Source organism: Schaedlerella arabinosiphila (genome assembly GCF_003885045.1).
GTDB lineage: Bacteria > Bacillota > Clostridia > Lachnospirales > Lachnospiraceae > Schaedlerella > Schaedlerella arabinosiphila.
Genome location: NZ_RHJS01000002.1, coordinates 73,633 through 99,189, shown reverse-complemented (window position 1 = coordinate 99,189; position 25,557 = coordinate 73,633). Strand labels below are relative to the sequence as shown.

The 25,557-nt window shown below is 43.6% G+C and carries 25 protein-coding genes and 1 pseudogene; 6 read left to right on the top strand and 20 right to left on the bottom strand.

Annotated features, from left to right (window positions below):
- Nucleotides 1–49: 49 nt before the first annotated feature.
- The 5 genes from EBB54_RS01155 to EBB54_RS01135 all read right to left on the bottom strand — a co-directional run bounded on the left by EBB54_RS01155 (nucleotide 50) and on the right by EBB54_RS01135 (nucleotide 4,439).
- Nucleotides 50–1,015: a hypothetical protein gene (locus EBB54_RS01155; protein ID WP_125126013.1), complete on the bottom strand. Its 966-nt coding sequence runs from the start codon at nucleotides 1,013–1,015 to the stop codon at nucleotides 50–52.
- 158 nt (nucleotides 1,016–1,173) lie between these two features.
- Nucleotides 1,174–1,545: a prenylated flavin chaperone LpdD gene (gene lpdD / locus EBB54_RS01150; protein ID WP_004073262.1), complete on the bottom strand. Its 372-nt coding sequence runs from the start codon at nucleotides 1,543–1,545 to the stop codon at nucleotides 1,174–1,176.
- A 3-nt stretch (nucleotides 1,546–1,548) separates the two neighbouring features.
- Nucleotides 1,549–2,121, bottom strand: a complete 573-nt coding sequence (locus EBB54_RS01145; protein WP_125126012.1) for a UbiX family flavin prenyltransferase — start codon at nucleotides 2,119–2,121, stop codon at nucleotides 1,549–1,551.
- A 33-nt stretch (nucleotides 2,122–2,154) separates the two neighbouring features.
- Complete coding sequence (locus EBB54_RS01140) at nucleotides 2,155–3,630, bottom strand: UbiD family decarboxylase (RefSeq protein WP_125126011.1); 1,476 nt, start codon at nucleotides 3,628–3,630, stop codon at nucleotides 2,155–2,157.
- A 77-nt stretch (nucleotides 3,631–3,707) separates the two neighbouring features.
- Nucleotides 3,708–4,439, bottom strand: coding sequence for a DUF554 domain-containing protein (locus EBB54_RS01135; protein WP_125126010.1), 732 nt, complete (start codon nucleotides 4,437–4,439; stop codon nucleotides 3,708–3,710).
- A gap of 193 nt (nucleotides 4,440–4,632) precedes the next feature.
- Between EBB54_RS01135 and EBB54_RS01130 the strand changes: the two genes are divergently transcribed.
- Nucleotides 4,633–5,544, top strand: a complete 912-nt coding sequence (locus tag EBB54_RS01130) for a LysR family transcriptional regulator (RefSeq protein WP_125126009.1) — start codon at nucleotides 4,633–4,635, stop codon at nucleotides 5,542–5,544.
- A gap of 137 nt (nucleotides 5,545–5,681) precedes the next feature.
- On the top strand, nucleotides 5,682–7,094 hold the full coding sequence (locus EBB54_RS01125; protein WP_125126008.1) for an MATE family efflux transporter: 1,413 nt from the start codon (nucleotides 5,682–5,684) through the stop codon (nucleotides 7,092–7,094).
- A 207-nt stretch (nucleotides 7,095–7,301) separates the two neighbouring features.
- Here the strand turns inward: EBB54_RS01125 and EBB54_RS32420 are convergent, their stop codons facing one another.
- The 5 genes from EBB54_RS32420 to EBB54_RS01095 form a co-directional block, all read right to left on the bottom strand.
- Nucleotides 7,302–7,460 carry a hypothetical protein gene (locus EBB54_RS32420; RefSeq protein WP_243127861.1) on the bottom strand — a complete coding sequence of 53 codons (159 nt, stop codon included), beginning with the start codon at nucleotides 7,458–7,460 and terminating at the stop codon, nucleotides 7,302–7,304.
- A 189-nt stretch (nucleotides 7,461–7,649) separates the two neighbouring features.
- Entirely contained in the window at nucleotides 7,650–8,996 is a 1,347-nt protein-coding gene (locus EBB54_RS01115; RefSeq protein ID WP_125126007.1) for an RNA-binding domain-containing protein, read from the bottom strand.
- 62 nt (nucleotides 8,997–9,058) lie between these two features.
- Entirely contained in the window at nucleotides 9,059–11,956 is a 2,898-nt protein-coding gene (locus tag EBB54_RS01110; protein ID WP_330554316.1) for a TOTE conflict system archaeo-eukaryotic primase domain-containing protein, read from the bottom strand.
- A 201-nt stretch (nucleotides 11,957–12,157) separates the two neighbouring features.
- Nucleotides 12,158–13,411: an ATP-binding protein gene (locus tag EBB54_RS01105; RefSeq protein WP_125126005.1), complete on the bottom strand. Its 1,254-nt coding sequence runs from the start codon at nucleotides 13,409–13,411 to the stop codon at nucleotides 12,158–12,160.
- A 535-nt stretch (nucleotides 13,412–13,946) separates the two neighbouring features.
- Nucleotides 13,947–14,291: a transposase domain-containing protein gene (locus tag EBB54_RS01095; protein WP_330554712.1), complete on the bottom strand. Its 345-nt coding sequence runs from the start codon at nucleotides 14,289–14,291 to the stop codon at nucleotides 13,947–13,949.
- A 74-nt stretch (nucleotides 14,292–14,365) separates the two neighbouring features.
- Between EBB54_RS01095 and EBB54_RS32090 the strand changes: the two genes are divergently transcribed.
- Nucleotides 14,366–14,554 carry a transposase domain-containing protein gene (locus tag EBB54_RS32090; RefSeq protein ID WP_162307054.1) on the top strand — a complete coding sequence of 63 codons (189 nt, stop codon included), beginning with the start codon at nucleotides 14,366–14,368 and terminating at the stop codon, nucleotides 14,552–14,554.
- 52 nt (nucleotides 14,555–14,606) lie between these two features.
- Here EBB54_RS32090 and EBB54_RS01085 read toward each other — a convergent pair whose 3' ends face one another.
- Genes EBB54_RS01085 through EBB54_RS01070 form a run of 5 tightly spaced genes read right to left on the bottom strand, consistent with a single transcriptional unit; the run spans nucleotide 14,607 to nucleotide 17,622 of the window.
- On the bottom strand, nucleotides 14,607–15,068 hold the full coding sequence (locus tag EBB54_RS01085; RefSeq protein ID WP_125126004.1) for an HD domain-containing protein: 462 nt from the start codon (nucleotides 15,066–15,068) through the stop codon (nucleotides 14,607–14,609).
- A gap of 19 nt (nucleotides 15,069–15,087) precedes the next feature.
- The gene (locus EBB54_RS01080; protein WP_243127465.1) at nucleotides 15,088–15,927 is read right to left on the bottom strand and encodes an SIR2 family NAD-dependent protein deacylase; all 840 of its coding nucleotides are present in this window, start codon (nucleotides 15,925–15,927) and stop codon (nucleotides 15,088–15,090) included.
- A complete protein-coding gene (locus EBB54_RS01075; protein ID WP_243127464.1) occupies nucleotides 15,924–16,517 on the bottom strand; it encodes an SIR2 family NAD-dependent protein deacylase in 594 nt (197 codons plus the stop codon). Before EBB54_RS01075 ends, EBB54_RS01080 begins: the two co-directional genes overlap by 4 nt.
- The gene (locus EBB54_RS30915; protein ID WP_243127463.1) at nucleotides 16,502–16,762 is read right to left on the bottom strand and encodes a hypothetical protein; all 261 of its coding nucleotides are present in this window, start codon (nucleotides 16,760–16,762) and stop codon (nucleotides 16,502–16,504) included. Before EBB54_RS30915 ends, EBB54_RS01075 begins: the two co-directional genes overlap by 16 nt.
- Entirely contained in the window at nucleotides 16,759–17,622 is an 864-nt protein-coding gene (locus EBB54_RS01070; protein ID WP_125126002.1) for an SIR2 family NAD-dependent protein deacylase, read from the bottom strand. The genes EBB54_RS30915 and EBB54_RS01070 overlap by 4 nt, the downstream gene beginning before the upstream one ends.
- A gap of 148 nt (nucleotides 17,623–17,770) precedes the next feature.
- Here EBB54_RS01070 and EBB54_RS01065 point away from each other — a divergent pair, with 148 nt between their 5' ends.
- Nucleotides 17,771–18,205 carry an Rrf2 family transcriptional regulator gene (locus tag EBB54_RS01065; RefSeq protein ID WP_125126001.1) on the top strand — a complete coding sequence of 145 codons (435 nt, stop codon included), beginning with the start codon at nucleotides 17,771–17,773 and terminating at the stop codon, nucleotides 18,203–18,205.
- 222 nt (nucleotides 18,206–18,427) lie between these two features.
- Here EBB54_RS01065 and feoB read toward each other — a convergent pair.
- From feoB to EBB54_RS01045, 4 genes and pseudogenes are all read right to left on the bottom strand, one after another.
- A pseudogene (gene feoB / locus EBB54_RS01060) lies at nucleotides 18,428–20,810 on the bottom strand (ferrous iron transport protein B).
- An 18-nt stretch (nucleotides 20,811–20,828) separates the two neighbouring features.
- Nucleotides 20,829–21,149 carry an ArsR/SmtB family transcription factor gene (locus EBB54_RS01055; protein WP_120422167.1) on the bottom strand — a complete coding sequence of 107 codons (321 nt, stop codon included), beginning with the start codon at nucleotides 21,147–21,149 and terminating at the stop codon, nucleotides 20,829–20,831.
- Between the two features lie 16 nt (nucleotides 21,150–21,165).
- Nucleotides 21,166–23,091 (bottom strand): heavy metal translocating P-type ATPase, encoded by a 1,926-nt coding sequence (locus EBB54_RS01050; RefSeq protein WP_125130536.1) that lies wholly within the window; start codon nucleotides 23,089–23,091, stop codon nucleotides 21,166–21,168.
- A gap of 204 nt (nucleotides 23,092–23,295) precedes the next feature.
- Complete coding sequence (locus tag EBB54_RS01045) at nucleotides 23,296–23,514, bottom strand: cation transporter (protein WP_016222172.1); 219 nt, start codon at nucleotides 23,512–23,514, stop codon at nucleotides 23,296–23,298.
- 173 nt (nucleotides 23,515–23,687) lie between these two features.
- On the opposite strand from EBB54_RS01045, the gene EBB54_RS01040 reads away from it, so the two are divergent.
- A complete protein-coding gene (locus tag EBB54_RS01040) occupies nucleotides 23,688–24,056 on the top strand; it encodes an ArsR/SmtB family transcription factor (protein WP_120422165.1) in 369 nt (122 codons plus the stop codon).
- A 10-nt stretch (nucleotides 24,057–24,066) separates the two neighbouring features.
- The gene (locus EBB54_RS01035) at nucleotides 24,067–24,969 is read left to right on the top strand and encodes a helix-turn-helix transcriptional regulator (protein ID WP_125126000.1); all 903 of its coding nucleotides are present in this window, start codon (nucleotides 24,067–24,069) and stop codon (nucleotides 24,967–24,969) included.
- Between the two features lie 14 nt (nucleotides 24,970–24,983).
- Here the strand turns inward: EBB54_RS01035 and EBB54_RS01030 are convergent, their stop codons facing one another.
- Entirely contained in the window at nucleotides 24,984–25,502 is a 519-nt protein-coding gene (locus EBB54_RS01030; RefSeq protein WP_148099327.1) for a hypothetical protein, read from the bottom strand.
- Nucleotides 25,503–25,557 lie beyond the last annotated feature (55 nt).

Below are 25,557 nucleotides of genomic sequence, written 5' to 3'. Positions count from 1 at the left end.
AAATGCCGCATACCTGCAGATCATTTTCCGGCAGCCCGTTTATGTCGGGTTATGCCGCATCCTCTTTCAGTGTGCTTTCATAGCCAAGCTTCCGCAGACGTTCCTGAACAACCTCCGCATTTTTCATATCCGTATTGGCAAGCAGTATGTAAAGCTTCTCGCCTTCCATCAGGCCCATATAATCTGTCTGACGTATGTTGCAGGCCACCTGGGTGGACACCTCTTCGTAGTCCTCATATCCCATATCCACCTCTACCAGCGCGCATTCTGTCAGCCCCTTCTCCTTTGCCTCCAGAAACGCGTTGACCAGAACCCGGAATGCTTTTTCGTTCAGCACATTGGTTCCTTCCATGTAGCGCTGCCTTCTGAAATTGGACATATAACGGCTTGCGCGAAGGATCGCATTCTGAAGCAGCATCTCGATCACGGTCAGACGCTTCGACTCTGACAGCGTCATCCGCTCAGAAGGAATCCCCCAGAACATCAGGATTACCCGGATCTCTTCATGATCATAAACCGCGCTGGCCAGCAGGGGAAGATCTTCCCGCATGGTGCTGTTCATATATACCCGGCCGTTTTTCAGTTCCTCATACACTTCTCCCAAAGCCGTATATTTTATAGAATTGCCCATCCTCCTTGCATTCGAAGATGTAGCGGAGCACAGTCTGGCGTAATCCCGATTTGCCACGGTATAGATTGCCACGTCCCTGGTGTCCATCAATTCCGAGAGAATCTGCGCCGCATAAAACAGCACTTCCTCGGTTGTATACTTTTCCAGGCCGGAAACAATCTCATAGACCGCCTCCAGGCTGTCTTTGAAACAATCACGAGACGTACAGAGCGTCTGCTTTGCCTCCACGCCGCTGCCGTCAAAAAGCCGCTTCAATTCCTCAATTTCCCTGGCCTTCTCGTTCAAAAGCGTTCTCTGCTGCTCAATCTCCTGCTGCATCTCGTCAATCTTCTGCTGTACCGCCGCCTTGTCCATCATCTGCACTTCTTCCGAATCCAATTCCATCACCCTCCTATATTCCTGTATGCTGCATAAAAAATCCGGTATGCTTTCATGCCTTTTTCAACATCACTATTTTGCACTTCTTTCCCCAAAATGTCAAGAGTTAGACAGCAATCAAATTCAATCTGTTTTTCGTTAAGAACATACGCTTATAAGCCGTTTTAGGAACCGCATCCTATCGTCTCCAGAACCCTTTGAAGCAGCTTTTCGCAGCTCTGTTTTACGGTCTCAAGCTGCGCAGAATCTATATCATCTATATGGATTCCGCAGGCACAGACCGCCGTACAGTTTCCTCTCTTCGCAACCGCCTCTGCAAAGAGCTTTGCCACTACATCATCCTTATGTCCAAGCCCGGTCAGCACAGAAGACGTGACGCCGATCCCTTCTCCTGTCAGGCTCGGCCTGGCGCTTGACATGACCACGCTTCCCACATGGGGCGTATCCCCGCCGTACACTGCCAGCGTATAGTCTTTCCCCATGGGGATGATGTCGCAGGAAACCGTATAGCCTCCATACAATTCTTCTGTGATCATACCTTACCCTTCTTTCCCCGTTCCGGTCCACGGAACAAACTTTTCGTAGGTGATCCCAAACTGCAGCAGGATCTTTCCTACAATGTGATTGATCTGGTCCTCCACCGTCTTGGACCCGTTGTAGAACGTCAATACAGGAGGGACGATCACGCAGCCATACTCCGCCGCACATTCCATATTTCTGAGATGCAGCCGGCTAAGCGGCATTTCCCGCGGAACCAGCACAACCTTTCTCCCTTCCTTCATACAGACATCCGCGGCCCGCAGGAGCAGATTTTCCGCAAATCCCGCGGTGATGCCCGCCAGTGTTTTCATGCTGCAGGGCATGATGATCATTCCGTCCGTCACAAAGGACCCGCTGGATATGGATGCCGCCAGATTCTTGTTGTCATGGACCACATCCGCCAGGGCGGTCAGCTCATCCATGGGAATGCTGCTCTCCAGCTCCCAGGTCAGCTTCGCCCCCTCACTCAAAATAAGATGGATTTCACAGTCTTTTAAGCTTCTAAGAGCTTTCAGGAGGTAAAAGCTCATCTCCACTCCTGTAGCCCCTGATACGCCTACAATCATCCGCATATGCCGTCCCCCATTCTGTTTTTATACCTCCGATTACTTGAACAATTCAGGAACCCAATGGGAGGGATCAAGCTCCTTAAACTTGGAACGATGGAAACGATCCTTTTCCGCAAACGGTACGGTACAGTCAAAGATCGCCTTGCAAGCAATTCCATGGTCCCTGATGGACGGTGAGTTGGCCGGATCATTGGACGGGTCCAGAGGATGGCACCGCACTCCCGGAATCGGGATCATATCCACGTCCGCCTGGAATCTTGTGGTCATCGCCCACATCACATCCTTGATATCGAAACAGTCCACGTCCTCATCGACCAAAAATACATGCTTTAACTCACTGAACGCCGAAAATGCAAGCAGCGCTGCCTGACGCTGGCGTCCTTCGTCGGAAGGAACGGATTTTACAAACTGCAGAACCGCAATATATTTTCCGCCGCCGCTGGACGCGCAGTATACATTTTTGAGTTTTCCCGGCATCGCACGGTTCACCATGGAAATGATGCTTGCCTCTGTCGGAATCCCCGCCATGCTTACATGCTCCTCGCTGGGTCCGATGCAGGACTGCATGATGGGATTCTTCCTTGTGGTAACGGCTTTTACCTTGATCACCGGAATGGCCGGCTGGGCGCCTCCTGTATACCCCGGAAATTCCGGCATTGCCTTTCCGGAATCCGAATTGACATCCTCGCGAATCCGGGCGTTCGGAATCAGTTCTCCTTCTATTACATACTCTGCATTCGCAATACATTTTTCATCAATGGTCAGGCAGGACGTAAGCTCCACCGCTTCTCCGCGGATACCGCCAGCCGCTCCCAGCTCATTATACCCAAGCGGGGTTGTAGGCGGCTCAAAGCATGACGCGATCTCAATCGCAGGGTCCACTCCGATGGAGATGGAGATCGGAAGCGGTTTTCCCGCTGCCTCGGCCTTTTCCCTGAACACACCGAGATGGCGCGCGCCGGGCACGAAATACATGGAAATCTCGTCTTTGCTCTGGAGACAGAGTCTGTGGATCGTGATGTCCGATTCCTTTGTCTCCGGATCCGATGCGTAGCAGAGCCCCATTGTAATGTACGGGCCCGCGTCCTCTTCGGTATTGGTCGGCGCCGGGATCAGCTTTCGGATGTCAAAGCCTTCCTCTGTAGCGTAATGCACCTCTTCCTGGCATTTTGCCTTTGCGTTGTCTACCACTACCGGCGGGATCGGATTTTCCACAGCCTTATTTAATAAGAAGCCCAGGTTTTCCGGTTTTTCATTCAGAAGGTAGCCTACCCGTTTGCGGCTGGCAAGGACGCCGATTGCAACCCTTGCGTTCTCATGTCCCCGAACATTTGTAAATACCATGGCCGGGCCTTCCTGTGTCGGTCTCGGCACCGTGCCGCCGGCTCCCACATAACGGTATACGCCCGACAGCTCCGCCTTCGGGTCTACCTCTACATCGCTTTCAATATACTGGCCTTCTTTTGTCTTAAGAAATTCAAGCGCAGATCTCAAATCATTCATTTTTGCCATTTTTGCACCTCCGAAATTGGAACCAATCTGCACCGCAGATTGGCTGCATTGTCTGTTTCATGTTTTCGTCCGCTATTTCAGCTCACCAGCGGGAGAACATAGGTTGTCCAGAAAAAGCTGATGGGCATTACAAGCACCATTGCCGGGATCATGTCCGCAGTGGGAAACATCTTCACCTTGATCATGCGGAACCCTGTCGCAAGCATCAGGATGCCGCCGCAGGCTTTAAAGTCATTGATCATATCCGGTGTGGTCATCGGGAAGATCAGTCCTGCGCACAGGAACAGCACCAGAAAGATCACAAACTGCGGAACCGCGATGGTGGACACAACCATTCCCAGCGTACAGGCAAAGATCATGGCCGTAAACAGGTCCAGTATGGACTTTGCGATCAGGATGCTGTGGTCTCCGCTCATTCCCGATACGATGGCGCCGTAGATTCCTGTACCGCTTGAACAGAACAGCACGATTACAGTGATCAGCGTAGCCATAAATTCTTCCTCAGGTATTTTGGAAGTGTCTGCTTTCACAAACTTGGAAATGACCTTCTGCATCCCGGCGCCTGCCGTGTTGATCCGGTCCCCCAGATGGATCACCAGACCCAGCGCGGTACCTATAATGACTGAAAATACGACTGCCGGCATGTTTTTCATCAATACGATAGACCCGATTCCCATTGCCATGGAACAGGCCCCGAATATCATATTGATCTTGGTCTTGAAGTCCTCATTCAGCTTATTGCCGACCAACGCTCCTAAGATTCCCCCTATCGCGACTGACACGGCATTAATGATTACTCCTATCGGCATGTTTACCTCCTCCTTTCTTTTTTTCATGCTGACATGATTTGTCGGATCATGTCATGCCGGATTCCTGCTTTATTATATTTTTTTCATATCCAAAATGCTATTCCAATTCTGACAGGCGTTTATTCCAAAAAAGAATTGCATTTTCTGTATATCAAATTTATAATCGGATTGGGGAAAGAAGGAGTGAGCAGAAGTGACAATCGCACAGATCAAATATTTTTTAGCGATACTGGAATACAGCAATTTTTCAAATGCAGCAGAGGAGATGTATATTTCTCAATCCTCTCTCTCCAAGCAGATCAAATCCTTAGAAAACGAACTCGGCATTACTCTTTTTGCCCGTTCCAACAATAAAGTCTCCTTGTCTCCGGGCGGGAAATTATTCTATAAATATGCGAAGATCATCAGCGAAAATTATGAAAACCTCCGAAGGGAGATTTCTGCCCTGAAAGAAGACGCCCCTGCCGGCGACGTGTCGCTGGGCGTCCTGCCGCTGATCACAGAATACAATATTTTAAAAACTCTGACAACGTTCCAGAAATTCAACAATATTCAGGTAAATATTACCGAGGGGGATCAAAAGGTCATCCTGCATCTTTTATCCGCCCGAAAGATTGATCTGGCCATTTTACGGCTGGATTATATTTCCAAAAAAACTTATGATTTTCATACCATCTGTTTTGACCATTTTGTGTTTGTCTGTTCCCAAAAACAACGGGAGGCTTTACCTGAAAATCTGCAGGCCATTTCTCCGGATATCCTGTCCGGGGTTTCTTTTGTCATGCTGAATAAGGAATCTGATATTTACAAGCTGTGTGCGGATTATTTTTCCCGGCTGGGCATCACACCCCATATCCGGTTTATTGCCGGAAGGCATCTGTATCTTTTGAATATGGTCGCCAATGATCTGGGAGTCACCTTACTTCCGCGGAATATGGTTGATGTCGCAAACTTTCCGAATCTGCTGTCGTACCCGCTGGAAGAACCGTTGGATACGGCCCTGGGCATCGTCCGCCTGAATCAGCGGATTCTGCCTTTAGAGGCCGACCTGCTGTATCACTATTATTCGGACAGCGGCTCTGAGGATATGCGTTCCTTTTCTTAGTTTTTTTCTGACTTATTTTGGCCTTTCATTTATAAAATAGTTCTTGCAATGTCCGTTTTTCCGGGTATAATGGGAAATACGGGTTTTCCGCGGGATCTGCGGAAAGACGGCAACGAATGAATGAAAGGAGTCAACATATGAATCACGAAAAAATAAGCTGGGTGAGTTTCTTTCGGACAGTGCTTACCATCGCGCTGCCCATCGCGCTCCAGAATTTTTTGTCCACCACGGCGAGTATGGTAGATACCATCATGATCGGCAGCCAGGGTGAATTGTCTGTTGCCGCGGTTGGAATCTGCTCTCAGATTTCATCTTTATTCTTTTCCTGCTATTTCGGGTTTGCAAGCGGGGGACTGTTGTTTTTCTCGCAGTATTGGGGAGCCCGCAATGAGAAGGGGATCAACCGTGTCTTCGGGCTTGCGCTGGCCTGTATGCTGGCAGTGTCCGTGCTCTTTGGCGGAGCGGCGGTCGCCAACCCGGAGTTCATACTGGGAATCTATACAGATAAGGCAGATATCATTGCAATCGGCGCTCCTTATATCCGGATCGTAGGCTTTGCCTACCCTCTGCAGGTGATTGCGATGATCATCAGCTTTCTGATGCGTTCCACGGAACGGGTAAAACCGCCTCTGATCAGTTCCGTTCTCGCGCTGATTACGAATTTTATCCTGAACTGGATTCTGATCTACGGGCGCTTCGGTACGCCTAAGATGGGCGCGGCGGGTGCGGCGGTCGGCACCTTGGTATCAGGCGTTGTAAATGTGCTGGTACTGCTTATGTTTCTTATGAAAGACCAGAAAACCGTTGAGCTCAGGCTGAAAGAAATGTTCTCCTGGCAGGACGGTTTTCTGAAGGAATATATGGGAAAATGTCTCCCGATCATCTGCAATGAATTGTTCTACGGGATCGGGCAGATGCTGATCAATATTGTCATCGGGCATCAGTCGGCATCGGCCATCGCTGCCATGGCTGCCTTCCGTGTCCTGGAGGGATTTGTATTCGCCTTCTTTGCGGGCCTTGCAGATGCGTCTTCCGTCGTTGTCGGAAAGGAAGTGGGCTCCGGCCATCTCATGAGCGGTTACCAGTATATGAAAAAGTTCTCCGTACTGTGCCCGGCCATCACCTTCTGTATCTGCCTGATCGGCCTGCTGCTGAACAGACCGCTGCTTTCACTGTTCGGCCTTGGCGCTGAAGCTATGTTTTTCGGTAAATATATGATTCTCATCTATCTGGCAGCCGGAACCATCCGCACCTGCAACTATATTATGAACTGCTGCTACCGCGCCGGTGGAGAGGCGGTGTTCGGAACGCTGCTTGAGATCATCTGCCTGTTTACCGTAAGCGTCCCGGCAACATGGGCCGCGGGCATGATCTGGCACCTTCCGTTCCTTGCCGTATTCTCGTTCCTGTACACGGACGAGCTGATCCGGCTTGCCTTTGAATTGTGGTACACCGTAAGCGGCAAATGGATCAAGCCCGTAACCGAGATGGGACAGGCCGCGCTGCCGGAGTTCCGCTCAGCGCTTGCAGCCAGGAAGAAACGGTTATAATTTCCTGAGCGTTTTAACAATCCATGAATAAAATATATGGAAATACCGGAAGAGAAATCCCCCGCCATGGGCCTGTTTTCCTTCCGGTATTTTTCTCAATTCATACAGGAAATCAAAAAAAGCAGCCCCACCGTATAAATTCCTCTCTGTGCGAAGAACTGTAAAGATGGATAAAAGCGGTTTTACGCCTGATGCATTCCTGCGCGATCAGGGTAATGCATTGGATCGGCGCTCCAAATTCACAATGATTTTTGAGTTCTCTTCTGTCCACTCCTGAATGGAATACTCGGTCAGGGCAGGAATATCCTGAAAATGATAATAAAAGGGATTCCTGTTTACCTGACAGTATTCTACAATATTCTGCACTGTAATTTTGTTGTAGGGCCTCTCTTCGAGAAGCTGCCAGAATGCGTCACTGATCGCCTTTTTGTTCGGTTCATTGCCGCACCTCCAAAATGGTAATGAGGTGATTATACTAGAAATGGATGATCTTTTCAATCATTTTCCATTTTACTCTTATGATTCATTGCACATTCATATTTGAGCAGTGCAGCCTTAACCACTTCTATGTTTATTCTCATAGTATCGCAAATTTTTAGTCTTTCCTTTTTTAATCAGCACACTATCACCAGTTAACTCTCTCAAAAGCAAAATTGCCGTAGATTGAGAAACACCAAGTGCCGATTCTACATCGCTGCGAATAATAGAACCTTTACTGCGGCACAGTTCTAAGACAGCATTTATTCGTTCTTCTTTTTTGGTCACACTAGTAGAACTAACCATTTTAAGGGTATTTGAAGCTTTTTGCTCTTGAGAATGAAAATTGGTATTAGGAAGCGTAATCTTAAAAGCATTACATGTTGTTTCTATCATAGGTTTCACAGCATAATCATTATAACATTCATTGATTTTTAGAATTCCTGTACCATATGCTTCGATCAGCCGCAGGCGATAAAAAATATTGGCTAAATTCTGATTGCGCAATACGGACACCCCCAGCATCACGTCATCCAATACAATGCCTTTCACCAAACCACCGATTGTTACGAATTCAATTCGGTCTTCAAAAATACTGATAAGAGTAGACCCGCTGAATGAATAGTCTCTGTGGACGATAGCATTCAGTAATGCTTCACGGATTGACTCTGGAGGATAGTCTCGCATATCTAACCGATCCAGTCCAGAAAATTCTGCACGGGTGCGATTGAAACGATCAATATAATCGAAGGCTTCCTCCAGTTGCTTCAAAAGGGAGCCCGACAATTCCCGGCGGTCCTTAAATACAGATTTCTTACTCCCTTCAAAAACAGCCAGTTTGATCATATGTGTACATTGCTCAGACAGCAAAAACGCCAAATTCGTGTACATATCATCTTCTCCAATCAAATGAAGTGTACGCATTTGGGCTTTTCCAAACTCTACCTTCCGTTTTTTGAAAAAGTCGATCGATTTATTAAAAGTAAGATGCTGATTAAGAGAACGTGCCGCCTCATAACTGTCACCGCTGGTCTCCTTGATCATATTCAGGATAGCAGCGTCTGTTGCCGGAACTGTCGATGCTCCCTGACGAACATAAACACCCTCTGGACGGATTCCCTTTCCATGCAAATAATAAGGTCTTGCAGTACCACGTTGGACACTTACACACACAACAGGCTTTTCATCCATGACATCATTATGACATTCAACAAACATCGTAACATCTGGGCGCACAGCATCTCTGATCGCATTGGTTACACGCAGCATAGTACCATCAACATCGTCTACACCATAAACTGTTCCGTCATCGTCCACTCCAATATAAAGTGTACCCCCATCACAATTTGCAAAGGCAACAATCGTATTTTTAATATCTTCAACGTATACTCTCTTGAATTCAGTTGTCTTGTTTTCAACGAACATAAAAATCTCCCGTCCAATTCAAATCACATTCTAATCTAATAATTATTATAATCATTTTTTCGCTATTTACAAGTAAAATCTCGAACTTTTTTCTTCAGCGCAATCTCCAGCAGCTCTTCAGCAACCTGATCAGACCTGATACGCATCAGATTATCCCATACATCTTCTTTTCCCAGCAAGTTCATTCCTCCATGCCACACAAGTTCATCGTCTATAATAGCAAAATGTTCGATTACATCCTCCTTTACGATGACTTGAATGCCACTTTCCCGCATTTCTTGAATGAATCTCTGGCAAAACTCCGGACTTCCATAAGATATGTTCTGTGGTTCTATTGTTATGACTGTCACTGTTATTCCAGCTTCCTGCCTTGCCTTGACAAGATAGATAAAACGCTCTATCTTATCCTGCGTAAGTTCTGGACTGGACACAATGATTTTCTTTTCTGCCTCAACAATATCCCTCTCAAATACATCCATGTAATTCCCGGAATCATAAATTGAATTTACTGTCTGTTTTGAAAGAATACGATTCGTTATCAATTGAAATCCTGTTCGTTTATAGGTACGCAGCCTTTTTGAGTACATATTATCAAAAACCCGGATATGAGAATCTACGTAATCATATACTATGACTTCCTTTTTACCCTCATAGTCACGATTCAATCTTCCAATGTACTGCTCAAGTCTGCCTGCAAAAGAAACGGGCGAAGCCAGCATCAAAGTATCCAGTCTCGGATAATCGAACCCTTCTCCTATCTTCTGCCCCGTTGCCACCAAAATCAAACTCTGATTCCTGGTCACCTCTTTTAGTTTTCTTCTGACTTCTGAATTTTCCTTATCACTGTTATCTCCATATAGGATAAACACATAATCTGCGTCTTTCTGCAAATTATCATACAAGTATTTTGCCTGCTCTTTGTACCTTGTGAGAATCACAGGGGTTCTTCCTTCTTTCACACAAATTCTTGTATCAGCAAGAATCATTTCATTCCGAACAGTATTCGTACTGATCAAAGCATATGCACTATTAATACCATTTTTACTTTCATTTGTATCAACCACCCTTGTATACCGCGGATATACATAGTGCCCGATCCCCTGTTCAACTGCCCGCTCTTTTGCCGTATAGCTGTGTCTGATCGGACCCAAAAGCATATGGATTATTTTCTCCAGATTATCCCCTCTTTTAGGCGTTGCCGTCACACCATAAACATATCTGGCATTTACCTTCTGCATCACTTCCACAGATGTATTGGAACCGCAGTGATGGCACTCATCCATCACAACCATACCGTAAGAATTAACAAAATCATTGAATTTTCCTTTACTATACATCGAGCCGACCATCGCCACATCAATGATACCTGTCAAAGTATTTTTGCTGCCATGCAAAATACCTATGACGCTTTTCCTGTGTTTTTTCCTCCCGCTTTTTGTTTTATAAATCGGCGGCTCCTCGTCTATGCTTAAAAATTTATTTAACTCATCCACCCACTGTTCCAGCAAATCTTTACTTTGAAGCAAAATAAGTGTATTCACTTTTCTTTCTGAAATCAGATAGCTGCAGACTACCGTTTTTCCAAATGCTGTAGCTGCACTGAGAATCCCATGGTCAAATGCAAGCAGATGCTGTGCCGCCAGATTCTGCTGCGTCTTTAAATCACCATGAAAAGACACTCTTATAGGTCTTCCCTTTTCTCTGTAATCTAAAATATCATACTCAATACCTGCTTCTTTGCAGGAACTAAGCAGGTCATCCCGAAGTCCTCTTGGAATACAGATATAACCATCCTGATCTTTCCCCATATAAACGGCACTGAAATTGTAGTAATTAGAATATCCAAGCCTCCTGTTTTTATAAAATACAGGATTATCAAAAGCAGCCATACTTCGAATCTGATTTTGCAGACGCGGCATCAAATTTAATGTATCGACATATACTCCATCCCCGAGAACTATGTGCATTTTTCCAACAACATCCGATTTTACAAATCCCTCTTTTTTCTTCCAGGGCTTTGGACGATTTCCGGAATTGGAAGGAACCAGCATTTCCTTTTCTCTGGCAAGCTCTGTCTGCCATTTTGCCATATATTTTTCTACATCTTCTTTTGACAGTTTTTGAGTATGATTGAGCAAAATGTCCCATTGATCCGGATAAGCATTCCAATTTTTATCAACAAAAGCACTGTTTCCATTTTTCAGTGCCTGTCCCTGCAGCGGCAATGCAATGAGATTTCCAATACTGCTTGCAGCATCCTGAGACGGATACATTCGGTCATAATAATGAAAAGATTTCAGATTAATCGAAGTTGAGCCTTTATCCAACAGCAAGAAGCCGAAATTTCTTGCAAGAGCAGCGGATATCGGTTTTTTGAAAAATATCCATACATGCGCGCCTCTGCCTGACCTTGATCTTTCGACTAATGGTGTGATGCCGTTTCTTTCACAGATAAGTCTTAAAGCATCCACTTCTTCATGCCATTCATCATTCGTATTTGCAAAATCTGTCTTTTCAGCACCTTTCTCATGATTGTCAAAATCAAAAACGACCAACCGGCATGTGCCATCTGGTAGCAGTGGATATACTCCTAGTACATCCGCACCATCTTCTCTATATCCGAGAAGATGCTCTATAATTTTCTTGGGCTTAAGTTCCGTCCACCTCCTATGCTCGCAGGCTTCGCAATTGACTTTTTCACCACGCTGTTTTGGGCATATCCGATTATTCCATCTATTATCACACTGTGGAAAATATCCGCCTTTCGTGCCTCTTTTGGCATAAACATCCATTCTCCCCCAAAACATTGCAAAAAATCGGTTTGCCAGCTCTTCTGTAATGTATTTACTCTGGATGCGCCCACCCTGGTCTGGATCATATTCTTCGATGGTTTCTATTTTTTCTTCAAACACATTTCCTGACTCATAAGCAACATCTGCCTTGTCCAGCAATTCTTTCAATCTTTTGTTTTCGTCCTGGAGATTTCGGACTAACTTTCGCAGAGAATCTAAATTGTATGCTTCTATATTCATTATTTAGTTTATTTATTTCCCCTTCCATTGTCAAATCATTGCAAAATTGTTCCACTATTATACTGTTTTTTACGTTTATTTCTGCACGTTTTTCATTCGGATGTTCCTTTTGCATGAAGCCTGTACTTTCTATTTTATTATATACTTTGTGCCTCTTCCCCTGCCTTCAACTTTTATGACACCCTTTTGCCCCATTTCTTTCAATAATTGTGTTGTCTTCGATTTACCAAAAGGAACATATGGTGCAATTTCACTGATTGATTTCAGCATTGTCTTGCTTAAAATTTTATATACCGTTTTTTCATCTTCCGTTAAATTCAGGTTTTTTTCAAATAACGGAAGCACAATCTTAATTGTATTTTCTGATACTTCAAAACCCGGTTTTTTTAATCCTTCTTCATAGCGTTGTTTTATTCTGGTAATTCCCGTTCCGAATATCTCAACAAACCCTAACCTATAAAATACATTTGCAAGATTTCTATTTCTTAAAACAGAAATTTTACCGGATAAATATTCTTCTTCCGTTATTCCGGATGGCAAACCTCCGGGAGAAATAATTTCTATTCTATCATCAAACATTAGAACCCGAATCTGCGATTCCACATCCCAGACTCGGTGAACCAAGGCATTTGCAATGGCTTCCCTGTATGCGGCTTCCGGTATTTTTTCAATCCTTTTTCTATCAGCACCCTGTATTTCTTCGTATTGATAATAATCTCTAAATACATCTAACGACTTCTCGTATGCATCCAATACCGATATATTTTCAAATGTTGCCCTCTTTTGAATGATACTGATATTTTCACCAAATTTCACTATGTCAATTCCCGAAAAATGATTTTTATCTGCCAAAAGACCTGCCGCATTATTATATCCGTTGACACTGTCATATAAGTTCAATGTTCTTAATGTATCCTGATTAAATGTTTCGATTTGAATACTTTCTTTCAACTTATGACTCAAAACTTCAAAAGTTATCTTCTGATCTTTACATGGCAACTCTTCAAATCCAATATTCTGGCCTTCTAAAATAAGTCTTGAAAATTCCAGTGTATCTACCTCTATCGTCGCCGTATCATTTCTCTTGTATGCTTTTGATTTATATAAATAGGGCTTCTGAACACCACTTTCTACGGTTAGTGTTATTGTTTTATCATTATTTTGTATTTCAAGCGTATAATTAGGCTGAGGAGAAATACTATCATTAATTTTATTTTCAATATCCAGGCATGCTTGTTTTACGTCTGCTAATCCTTTGACATTACCATCGTCATCAATTCCAAAAAGGATTCTTCCACCATCATAATTTGAAAAGGCGCTTACTGTTTTTAAAAAAGTATTTGTAATTGTTTCCTTAAATTCTAATATCCTTGTTTCATGCATAACATTCGTCCCCTTTCCAATTTTATTGATTATATTATATGCAGAAACGCGCAAGAAATCAATCGTAAATTTTTACGATTGATTTCTTGTATGTTTTTATAGAAAAACTATATCAAACTGCGCTTTCCCATATACATATATGCAATCAATCCACTGTTCCACTACATCTCTGGTAAGGCTCTTGAACTTTCCATATTGCTCTGTTTCATCCTGCTGTATCTCACCTTCCTCTGCACCCTTCTCATTTTCTTCCTGCAGCCTTTGGATCTGCTCACATAACCTGCGTTCTTCCTCCCTCAACGCTTCGATTTTCTTTATGTAGTAAGCGATGAATAACCTATCGTTTTTACATTTTCTGAAATCTATGGGGTAATCTTGATTAAGAAGCAGCTTCTTATAAATGAGCTAATGAATCCGAAGTGTATAAATCTATATTTCAAACGTGGGAAGGCTCCATCAGGCCTTAGTACTGTCAGCAAAATATCATCTTCTATCAGAGATCCTTGTTCCATCACAAAATGGGGGGCGGCTCCTCTCAGAGCGGTATCTGCCCCCTGTTTTCCGGTGTTTCTGTTTCTGTATCCATCACTCTGGTACAGCGCTCCTTTATAAACTCGCTCCACGGCATCATCGCTTCCACACCTGCGGGCTCCTCTTTATAGTCCGGCATGTACAGCAACAGTGTGTAGAGGTATTGGAACACATTCAGGTGGTTTGCCTTTGCGTTTTCTACCAGGCTGTAGATGATGGCACTGGTTCTCGCGCCCTTTACCGTATCGTGGAAAAGGACGTTCTTTCTCCCCGTCGCATAGGATTTCGCACACCGCTCGGCACGATATCCGAATATTCGGATTTCGTGCCGAGACCAGTATCCGTCCATTTGCAACCGAACGCAAGGCATGGCTGTTTGCGGACTCACCGGCAGGGGCAAGAGCCAGCGGCATCGTATATACATTGGTAGAAACAGCGAAACTGAATCATCTGGATGTATTTGGCTATCTATGTTATTTATTAGAAAGCCTGCCGGATCTCGATCACCGAAACCATCCTGAATTACTGGAAGCATATCTTCCCTGGTCTGAGACACTGCCAGAAAGCTGCCGACTCAGGGAACATAGAACAAAAAAGAAGTGTATGTTTTGATAGAGTATATCACGACATGCACTTCTTTTCATTACGGTGTGTTTTGTAACGCTTACAAACGAAACCGGTCAAGGGCATCTGCATCCTTAAAAATCTTGTAAATCACCACACTATTCTGCCCTAATGGACTCCTTCCTGAAATGACATCAATTCCAGTCTGGTCGTCACGATCATGATAATAAATAATATCATAGCACTTCTGTTTAAACTCCAGTTCATGGGATACACAATATTCCCGATAATAATCTGCCGCACGCTGTCCATGTCCAACATCCAACCAGTCATCCTGCCGTCTGGAATCATGAAATGCCGCAGCAGCCCCCAATATATCTTTATCTTCTTCCGGCACCCCCTGACGCTGTGCGATTGCTAATGCGTAGAGCATTACACGCCTGCAATGTGCGCCTGTGTGCTTTTCACTGTTCTCTAATGTAAACGTAACCTGATTTTCCAGAATATCATTCCACTTATCAAATACAGGTCTTATCAGTTTCCATTCCGGTAATCCCTCCATCCATTTTTCCTGCATAGCCCTACCCCACTTTCACAATTTCACGCAACGCCGCTGCAATATCCTGATCCACACCAATGGACTTTCCCTGTATCCCGTCAGGAATGTAAATCTCACCTTTGTTGAAAGTAATATACTTAGCATGAGGTTCTGCTGCCGTAAGCTGCATAAATGGCATTTTTATCATCTGATTGCGCCAGCCAACACCAAACTCTAAAATGACAAGTTTTTTTCCACGCATACGATTTACAAATCCCTGATAGCGGGCAGCTTTTTCCTGCCAGTTCTTTTTCCCCTGAAAAGAGGAGTACTCCCCATAATTTACTTCCATACTCCCGCCGCATTTTGGGCATCTGGGCAAAAGTCTTTCCGGCACTCTGCCATCTGTTTCCGCCTCTGCCATGCGAAGAACTGCCTCCCTGTCTGGATAGACTTCATCACAGCAGCCCTTTGTGCAACGCATTTCTGTCAGCTTGCCTTCCATTTCAAATACACGTTCTTCCTCGAAACCTGCCGGGATAAAGTGATCCTCCCCATTGGACGTAACAACAAAATAATCCTTTTCCTTTACAAGTTCATACATATCCTTCATAATCTGCGTCGGTTCATCCTGCAAACACTTTTCTTTGATGATTCGGCTGAAATATGCCCATCTTTCTTCCTCGGAAGAATAGGAAACAGCCATCCCCTGCAAAATACAGTAAATACCATATTTTTCCCTGAAATCACCCATTCTTTCACGAAACCACGCATCATCCGTAAATAAATGATACCCCTCTGCTATGGATAATCCGTTGCTGGCTCCGATCAACACCCCGTCCGCTTCACTGATGATTTGCTTTATTTTCTGATATACATTCACTTTCCTGTCCCTGCCTTTCCTTTCATAATCTGTTTTAAATCCTGTAAAGTTTTTGATAAATCACCATCTATATACAGGCTTTTGTTTTTCAAATGCTCCGGGGAAGAAGAATCTTCCTGATTCATACAGACATAAAAAGCACCTTTGTTTTTATATGCCATTTCCCAAAAGGGCAATTTAATAATACCGGGCGTCATTTCTCCTACCCCTAATTCCAGTAGCAAAACGCTTTTTGCATTTTCTTTTGTCAGACATTGTTTCAGAAAAGATTCGTAGCGTATTACACCATCTTTCCAGTCCCGCCCCTCCAGAAACGTATCATCTCTTACCCACGGAACCATGATCCGTCCACATACCCGGCATCTTGGAAGCGGTTCCGAAGGTATCCGCATTCCCAGCATATTTTCACACATCTCCCGGATGATGTTCTCATTCGGATAAATCCGGTCATGGCAGGGCTGGCTGCATTGAAAATAGCCCACATTCCCCTGATAACTGCAAATAGAATTTTGGGGAAATACCCGTTCAAACTGCATATCCACATTGGTTGTTAATATAAATACTTCTTTTCCCCTTACAATCTCCGCCAAGACATAATAAGTCTGCCCCGTTGGGGCATCCCACAGACTTTGTATATAACGTGCGTAATATGCCCACTGTTGCTCTGGTGAAGAATAGCAATAATAAAATCCTGCAACTGTCCTTCCAGATAAGGCATCCAATGGTAGTGATTATAGCCTGCTGCACTGGAAAGCCCGGAACCACCCCCAATCACAACTGCATCTACCTGACGGATTTTTTCTGCCAGAAGTTCCAGATTTTCTTTATTCTTCATTCTTTGCACCATATTTTTTTAACTGTTTTTTCCAGAACCACTGCAATATCCTCTTTTATCGCAGTTCCTTTTCTTTCTAACTCCTTTGGAAGCAGTGCATCTTTTGGGTTGATTGTAATGTAATAGGCTTGCGGCAGGGAGCATGTCATATTCCAAAAGGGCTGCTGAATGAACATGGGCGTCATGCGCCCCACCCCAAGTTCCAGAAAAAGTATTTTTTTATGTTTATTTTCCATCAGAAAATGATTCCACTTTTCGTATTCCTCTTTATATTTTCTGCCTTGCAGAAACGTGTAGCCCCGAACCCACGGCTCCAGTTCCCTTCCACATTTCGGACAGTGCGGAATCAATTCTGTAGGAATCCGGCAGTCCTTTATATTTGCATACATCTCCTCAATCATACTTTTACTTTCAAACAGCTCGTCATGACAGGGACGCACACACTGAAGCCATCTGAAATCTCCCTGAATGGTACTGACTCTTTCTTCCGGAAAGCGTCTGCTAAATAAGGTGTCCTGATTGGTTGTCACCACAAAATAATTCTTTCCTTTCAGAAGTTCAAACAGATTTTCATAGGCAGGACCGTCCGGAAGCTCCAGACTTGCATGGATGGAGGTCGCCAGAAATGCCCAGCGTTCTTCACTGGTCGGGTATGGGTAATAATATCCGTTAAAGCTCCCCTGAAATCCGTACTTTTTTTCAAATTCCCCAAAATATTTCTTAAAATGTTTATCGCTGTGATACGCCATATCATAGCCTGTGGCAACGGACATCCCCGCAGCCGCCCCTACACAGACGGCATCTGCTCTCTCAATCTGTTCAAGTAGGATATCTGCTTTTCTATCATACTCTCGATTCATGTTTGCTTTCTTTTCCTTTCAACTCTTTTTATTGACTTTCATTTGATTTGTTGTTATTATATAAATAACAACAAATCAAAAGTATAGCACTATCCATATAACAAGTCAAGTGGCTGTTAAAATTAAATTTACAGCAAAGGAGTTTTTCATGAAATATTCTACAAAATTAAGTGACGCAGTGCATATCATGGCTTTTATTGCAATCCATCAGGAGTATGACCTAAGCAGCACTGTAATTGCTGACAGTATTCAGACAAACCCGGCTTTTGTCCGACAGATCATGATGAAATTAAAAAAGGCAGGATTGATGTCCAGCATAAACGGTCATGCAAAGCCTTCCCTGGCAAAACCCACAGAGGAAATCACACTTTTGGATATTTATAAAGCTGTTGAGGGAAGTAAGCCGCTTCTGCATCTTGATACACACACCAATCCAGATTGCGGAGTAGGGGTTAATATCCAACTGGCTCTGCAGGATTACTACAACGAAATACAAAAAGGAACCGAAAAACATATGTCCAGCATTTCTTTACAGGATATAATCGAACTGTATCACACAAAAATAGGTCAGACAGATAACTGACACAGAAGGCAGGTTGAAATACCTCCGGAATAGAGAACTTGTGCCAGAGGTATTTCAATTTATCAGTTTATTTTTTATCTGTACATTGAACAACACATTCAGCACAATTCCCATTGCATTCGTTTATTCCCTTTCTTCGGGAATAAACAATGGATAATATCAACAGACCAGCTACAATGCCAAGTACAGCGATACTTGCCAAATTCATCATCAAATCCTCCTCTATACAAGCCCAACAGCAGCCCCTACACTGTGAACAGCAAATGCCACAATCCAAGCGATTGCACATTGTACGATTACAGTTCCAGCCGCTGCCTTAGTTCCGCCCATTTCCCGCTTCATAGTTGCAACAGCCGCAACACATGGTGTATACAGCAAGGTAAATACAAGAAATACAAATGCGGTAAAAGGCGTAAACAATGTTCCAAGCAAAGATACATCCCCGCCCAAAAGAACCGTCAGCGTAGATACAACGCTCTCCTTTGCAGTAAATCCGGTAATCAATGCCGTAGAAACTCTCCAATCTCCAAATCCAAGAGGTGCAAATAAAGGAGCAGCTACCCCGCCCAATAGTGCCAGCAGGCTTTCTTCCGCAGAAGCAGCAACATTCAGCCTTATATCAAAGGTCTGTAAAAACCAGATTACAAGAGAAGCTACAAAAATAATTGTAAAGGCTTTCTTAGCAAATCCTTTCGCCTTTTCCACGATAAGCTGCCACACACTTTTTGCTGAAGGAAACCGATAGTTTGGAAGTTCCATTACAAACGGAACCGGCGCTCCCTTATATTTTGTCCCCTTTAAAAGTAACGCATATAAAATACCGCAGATAATCCCTAAAGCATACAACCCAACCATAATAAGCGCCTGATACCTTCTTGGGAAAAACGCACTAATCATCAGAGTGTAAATCGGCAGCTTGGCGGTACAGCTCATAAATGGAACCAGCAGAATTGTCATTTTATGATCCCGTTCACTGGAAAGCGTTCTGGTAGCCATAATCGCAGGAACTGAACATCCAAAACCAATCAGCATAGGAACAATACTTCTCCCTGAAAGCCCAATTTTACGAAGCAGCCTGTCCATGACAAAAGCCACTCTCGCAATATATCCAGTGTCCTCCAAAATGGAGAGGAAGAAAAACATAGTCACAATCGTTGGCAGCAAACTGAGTACACTTCCCACACCGCTACAAACACCGTCAATCACAAGGGAGTGAACCACCGGATTCACCTGCGCCTTTACAAGCAACCGATCAAGCAAAGCAATCACCCTATCAATTCCCATACCCATCAGATCAGACAATGCCGCACCAATTAAACTAAACGTCATAACAAATACAAGAGCCATAATCCCGATAAAACATGGAATCGCTGTATACTTTCCTGTTAAAATCCGATCTATCGACATACTGCGTTTATGTTCCCGGCTTTCATGGGGACGGACTACTGTTTTTGCACACAGAGCTTCAATAAACGAAAATCTCATATTTGCAAGCGCAGCTTCTCGGTCAAGTCCTGTTTCCGCTTCCAATACAGAAACAAGATGTTCAAATATGTCCGCTTTTTCAGGAGAAATAGAAAGTTTCTCTTTCATCAGGCGGTCATTTTCTACCAGTTTTGTAACTGTGAAGCGGACTGGCAACCCTTTCTCTTTTGCCTCTGGCTCCAATATGTGTACTGCCGCATGAATGCACCGATGTACTGCGCCCACAGAATCATGTTCATCGTTACTTGCCGGACAAAAATCAACCCTGCCGGGACTTTCCCTGTACCTCGCCACATGAAGTGCATGGTCAATCAGTTCCTCAATCCCCTCGTTTTTTGCTGCGGAAATCGGTACTACCGGAATACCAAGAATTTCTTCCAGTTCATTTACCCTGACAGAACCACCGTTTGCCCGTACTTCATCCATCATATTCAATGCCAGCACCATCGGAATACCAAGCTCCATGAGCTGCATGGTAAGGTACAGATTCCTCTCCATATTGGTAGCGTCAACAATATTGATAATCCCGTCCGGGTGCGTATCCATTAGAAAATCCCTTGTCACAATTTCCTCACTGGAATAGGGGGAAAGAGAATAGATTCCCGGTAAATCTGTAACAACCGCCTCTGAATGTTTACGGATTGTTCCATCTTTGCGGTCAACCGTTACTCCGGGAAAGTTTCCCACATGCTGATTTGCCCCTGTGAGCTGGTTGAACAAAGTGGTTTTCCCGCAATTCTGATTTCCTTACCAGTGCGAAAGTAATCTTTGCTCCTTCAGCTATCTCATTCGCCGCATCATGAACATGATAACTTTTCGCCCTGCCAAGTTCACCGACACCTGGGTGTTCTACTGCCTGTGTTCTTTGTGGGGCATGAATTTTTTCCGCTTTGGTATGAACTTTCTCCACCATAATTTTTTGCGCTTCATCAACCCTCAATGTTAATTCATAACCCCTTAGCTCAATCTGCACTGGATCACCCATAGGTGCAATCTTTTGAATCGTAACCTCTGTTTTCGGTGTAAGCCCCATATCCAGCAAATGATGCCTGAGTGCGCCTGCTCCGCCTACGGAACGGATATAGGCACTTTGTTTTGGTTTCAATTCATCCATTGTCATTTTATAGTCACCTCATTTTTACCGCCCACAAATATGCTCTGCCCCTTTTTCAATTACCATCTGCACATGCTCATCCACTAAAGCATAAAATATCATTTTTCCATCTCTGCGCCGCCTTACCAATTTATTCGACTTCAGCAAGTTAAGCTGATGCGATACCGCAGACTGCGTAATCCCAAGCTGCTCCGCCAGATCACCGACATTCGCATCCTGTTCCATTAAAAGAAACAGGATACGAATACGGGTAGGGTTCCCAAGCATCTTAAAAAATTCCGTAAGAATGTACAAATCGCTTTCTTTCAGTCCTTCATAAATTTGACCGACCTGATATTCCGCCAAAGGAACCCCTCCTTCCTTACAGTTTTTTCACAAACAGACAACGGATTGCGTTCAGCACAGCAAGAATCATAACACCTACATCTGCAAAAATCGCCAGATACATATTCGCAATGCCCACAGCTCCTAATGCAAGACAAGCAAATTTCACAACAAGCGCCATCGTAATATTCTGGTACACAATCCTCAGACACTTCCTTGAAATCTTGATTGCTTTTGCAATCTTAATCGGATCGTCATCCATCAGAACAATATCCGCTGCTTCGATTGCCGCATCGGAACCCATTGCCCCCATAGCGATACCAATATCCGCTCTGGAAAGCACAGGTGCGTCATTGATACCGTCACCCACAAATGCCAGCTTTGCCTTGCCAGGCTTCACCCGCAGAAGTTCTTCTACTTTTTCAACCTTATCTGCTGGCAAAAGTTCGCTGTAAACTTCATCAATCCCAAGTGATGCAGCAACCTGATTTGCCACTTTCTTTGCATCTCCGGTCAGCATGACGGTCTTATCTACTCCCGCTTTCTTCAATTCCGCAATCGCCGCCTTAGAATGAGGTTTAATAATATCAGAAATCACGATATGACCTGCATATTTCCCATTAATTGCCATGTGGATAATTGTTCCGGTCTGGTGACAGTCCTGATAAAGAATATTCAAATGCTTCATCAGTTTATCGTTCCCGGCTGCAACCTCTATGCCGTCTACTTTTGCAGTCACACCGTTTCCGCTGATTTCCTGTATATCCGATACACGAGTCCTGTCAATTTCTCTCCCATATGCCCGCTGTAAACTCTTGCTGATCGGGTGGGAAGACGCGCTTTCTGCAAAAGCAGCATACTCTAACAATTTTTCATTCCCTATGGTAGAATGGTGAATCCCATTTACTTCAAAGACACCCTTTGTCATGGTTCCGGTTTTGTCAAAAACAACATATTTTGTCTGGGAGAGGATTTCCAGATAATTGGAGCCTTTCACCAAAACACCCTCCTTGCTTGCTCCTCCGATACCTGCAAAGAAACTTAAAGGAATACTGATAACAAGCGCACAAGGACAACTGATAACAAGGAATGTCAATGCCCGGTAAATCCAGACTCCCCAATCGGCAGACAGCCCCATAAAAAGCATACGGACAACAGGAGGAAGGAATGCCAGCGCCAATGCTGCATAGCAGACAGCCGGAGTATAGATTTTTGCAAACTTCGAGATAAAATCCTCTGATTTCGATTTGCGGGAACTTGCATTTTCCACCAAATCCAAAATCTTAGAAACCGTAGATTCTCCAAACTCTTTTGTTGTCTGTATCTTCAATACTCCTGTCATACTGATACAGCCGCTGATTACTTCATCACCTACTTTTGCCTCCCTCGGCAGACTTTCCCCGGTCAATGCACTGGTATTCAGACTGGAAGCACCACAGGCGATAATCCCGTCAATCGGCACTTTCTCTCCCGGCTGAACAACAATCACGCTGCCGATCCCTACTTCATCCGGATCAATCTGCTCTAATTTTCCATTTCTCTCAACATTTGCATAATCAGGACGAATGTCCATCAGGTTACTGATATTCCGGCGGCTCTTACCAACCGCATATCCCTGAAACCACTCCCCAATCTGATAAAACAGCATAACAGCAATGGCTTCCAGATATTCTCCATTTTCATAAATAGCCAGTGCCATTGCCCCAATCGTAGCCACAGCCATCAGAAAGCTCTCATCAAATACCTGACGGTTTTTAATACCCTTTATAGCCTTCCGTAAAATGTCATATCCGATAATCAGATAATTAATCAAATAGCACGCAAAACGAAGCCATCTTCCGGCAGACGGGAATAAATACCCGCAGGCTGTATCGAACATCTCTGCGGAAATAAACTGGAGTGCCAGCAAGATTCCGGCACTGAGTAAAATCCGAATCATCATAACCCTTTGCTTTTTTGTCATTCCATCTTTGCGGCTGCCAACAAAAATAAGAAGCGACGCAGCCATTATAATGACAACCATAAGTAATATACTTATTACTAATTCCTCCATAATGAAACTCCTTTCAAAATATGCTTAATTATTTAATCGTTATTGGTAAAAATAACACCCCTAAATTGCAGCGGCGCATTTTAAGGGTGTCACTCTGTCACAGGCAGCTACCGCTTAAAGAAAAATCTCGCAGTCCGGCTCCACTTTTTTACAAGCATCCAGCACGTTCTTCATGACATCTTTCGGCTCCTGCCCCTCATCAAACTCCACAATCATTTTCTGTGTCATGAAATTAACTGTTGCGCTCTGCACACCAGCAGTCTTGCGAGCCGCATCCTCCATCAAATTTGCGCAGTTGGCACAGTCTACCTCGATCTTGTAAGTTTTCTTCATTGTAAAGTCCTCCTTGTTATTTTTAAATTCAGTGATTAAGTACTTGTTTAATCATCATAGCCGTAGTATAATACGGAAAAAGACACACGTCAATATCCCCAAAGCATTCCCTCCCAAACGGGCGAAAAGTATTTCCGTTTGGGCGAAATACAAATAAAAGAAAGGAAAACAATATGGATAATATGAAATTGCCACATCAACATGGCGAAGGACAACAGACTGTACTAATCCAGAAACAGTTAGACCATGTAGATTATTTTCAAACCGTAGCGGAAGTTTTCAAACAGCTTGGAGATACCACCAGAATCCGAATTTTCTGGCTTCTCTGCCACCAGGAGGAATGTGTCCTCAATATTTCAGATATGCTTCATATGTCAAGTCCGGCAGTGTCACATCATCTCAGACCATTGAAAAACAGCGGTCTTATTGTTTGCCGGCGTGAAGGAAAAGAGGTTTACTATCGTGCCGCAGATACGCCACAGGGACGTCTGCTGCATCAGATGATTGAGCAGGTTATGGAAATCACCTGTCCTGAATTATGAGGTCTGCCCTATGAATGAGGAATTGAAAAAAATACAAAAAAATGTGGAGAAATTTCATCAAGAGGTATCACAGACTCTCATTCCGCTTTATTCCGGTATTGAGTTATGCTATCTTACATTTTCAACTGATTCTTTTTCTGTGCGGCATAAGGCTATATCACATATTATTCAGATTAACTACTGCAAATCCGGACAGCTTATGTGGGAGATGAAAAACGGAAACCGTATATATCTGAATCCGGGAGATTTTTCTCTCCATACCATGAAAGCCTGTACGGATTCTGTACTTACGTTTCCAAACAATAGGTATCAGGGACTTAGTATTTATATTGATCTGCCAAAAGCCTCTGGAAATCCACCTGACCTGCTGGAAAACAGTACTATTTTTGAAACCGTATTGCCTAAAAAATTTTGCCAAAACGATAGTCCTGTCTTTCTTGCCGGAAATGAACAGACGGAAAGTATCTTTTCTGCATTTTATGACCAGCCTGAAACGCTTACGCTTCCATACCAGAAAATCAAAGTTTTAGAATTGTTGTTATACCTTAACAAAATGGAATTTACTCCCCAAAGCAAATTGGTTGAATATCAATTCGAGCTAACAGAAACTATCCGAAAAATTCATGACCAGCTTTTGCAACACATGGAGCAAAGAATTACCATAGAGGAACTTTCAAAACAATATCTCATCAATCAAACAACTTTGAAAAATGTTTTCAAGTCTGTTTATGGAACTTCCATTGCAGCACATATCAAGGAACACCGAATGCGACAGGCTGCGAAACTGTTAAAAGAAACGAATAAGAGCATAGCTGAAATCGCACAGGCTGTCGGCTATGACAGTCAGAGCAAATTTACTGCGGCATTTAAAACATATTTTGAAGTCCTACCGAAAGAGTACCGTAAAAATTGAGAGGGAGCAACACATCATTCTAAAACAATTTTCTCTTGTGGTAGTACCGTTTCTGAGCATAAACAAATGTATGGGAAAAGGCTGCAGGAATAGCCTTTTCCCAAATCACAAAAAGCACATGCATGTTCAAACATTCTTTTTGAATCTTCCTCTGATTCATATTCTCCTGTATGTATCATACTTCGATTCCAAATATTCAAGCAGTTATCCTTAATTTCTTCATCATTATTAATACTAAATGAATTTGTCAATGGAGATATATTGTATGCGCCTATTCCTCTCCCTACATTAAAAATATTCTCCAATGACGACGTTGCTGCTCCCAAATATGATTTACTATAAAACCAATTTATTGGATTTTCTAAAGTTTCTGGAGCTTTAGGCTCTTTTAGTTCTTCAAGCATAACTTTACTAAAAATTCTCACTCCAGTAGGCATATGAATTTGTATATTTATATCATTTGCCTTGCAGTTACCTACATTTTTTATTTTTACAACAAATGGTATCTTACCCTCCAAACCTGCATCTTTCAAATATTCAGACGTAATGGGCACCCCTCTATGCAATATACTTTTGGCATATAACCAT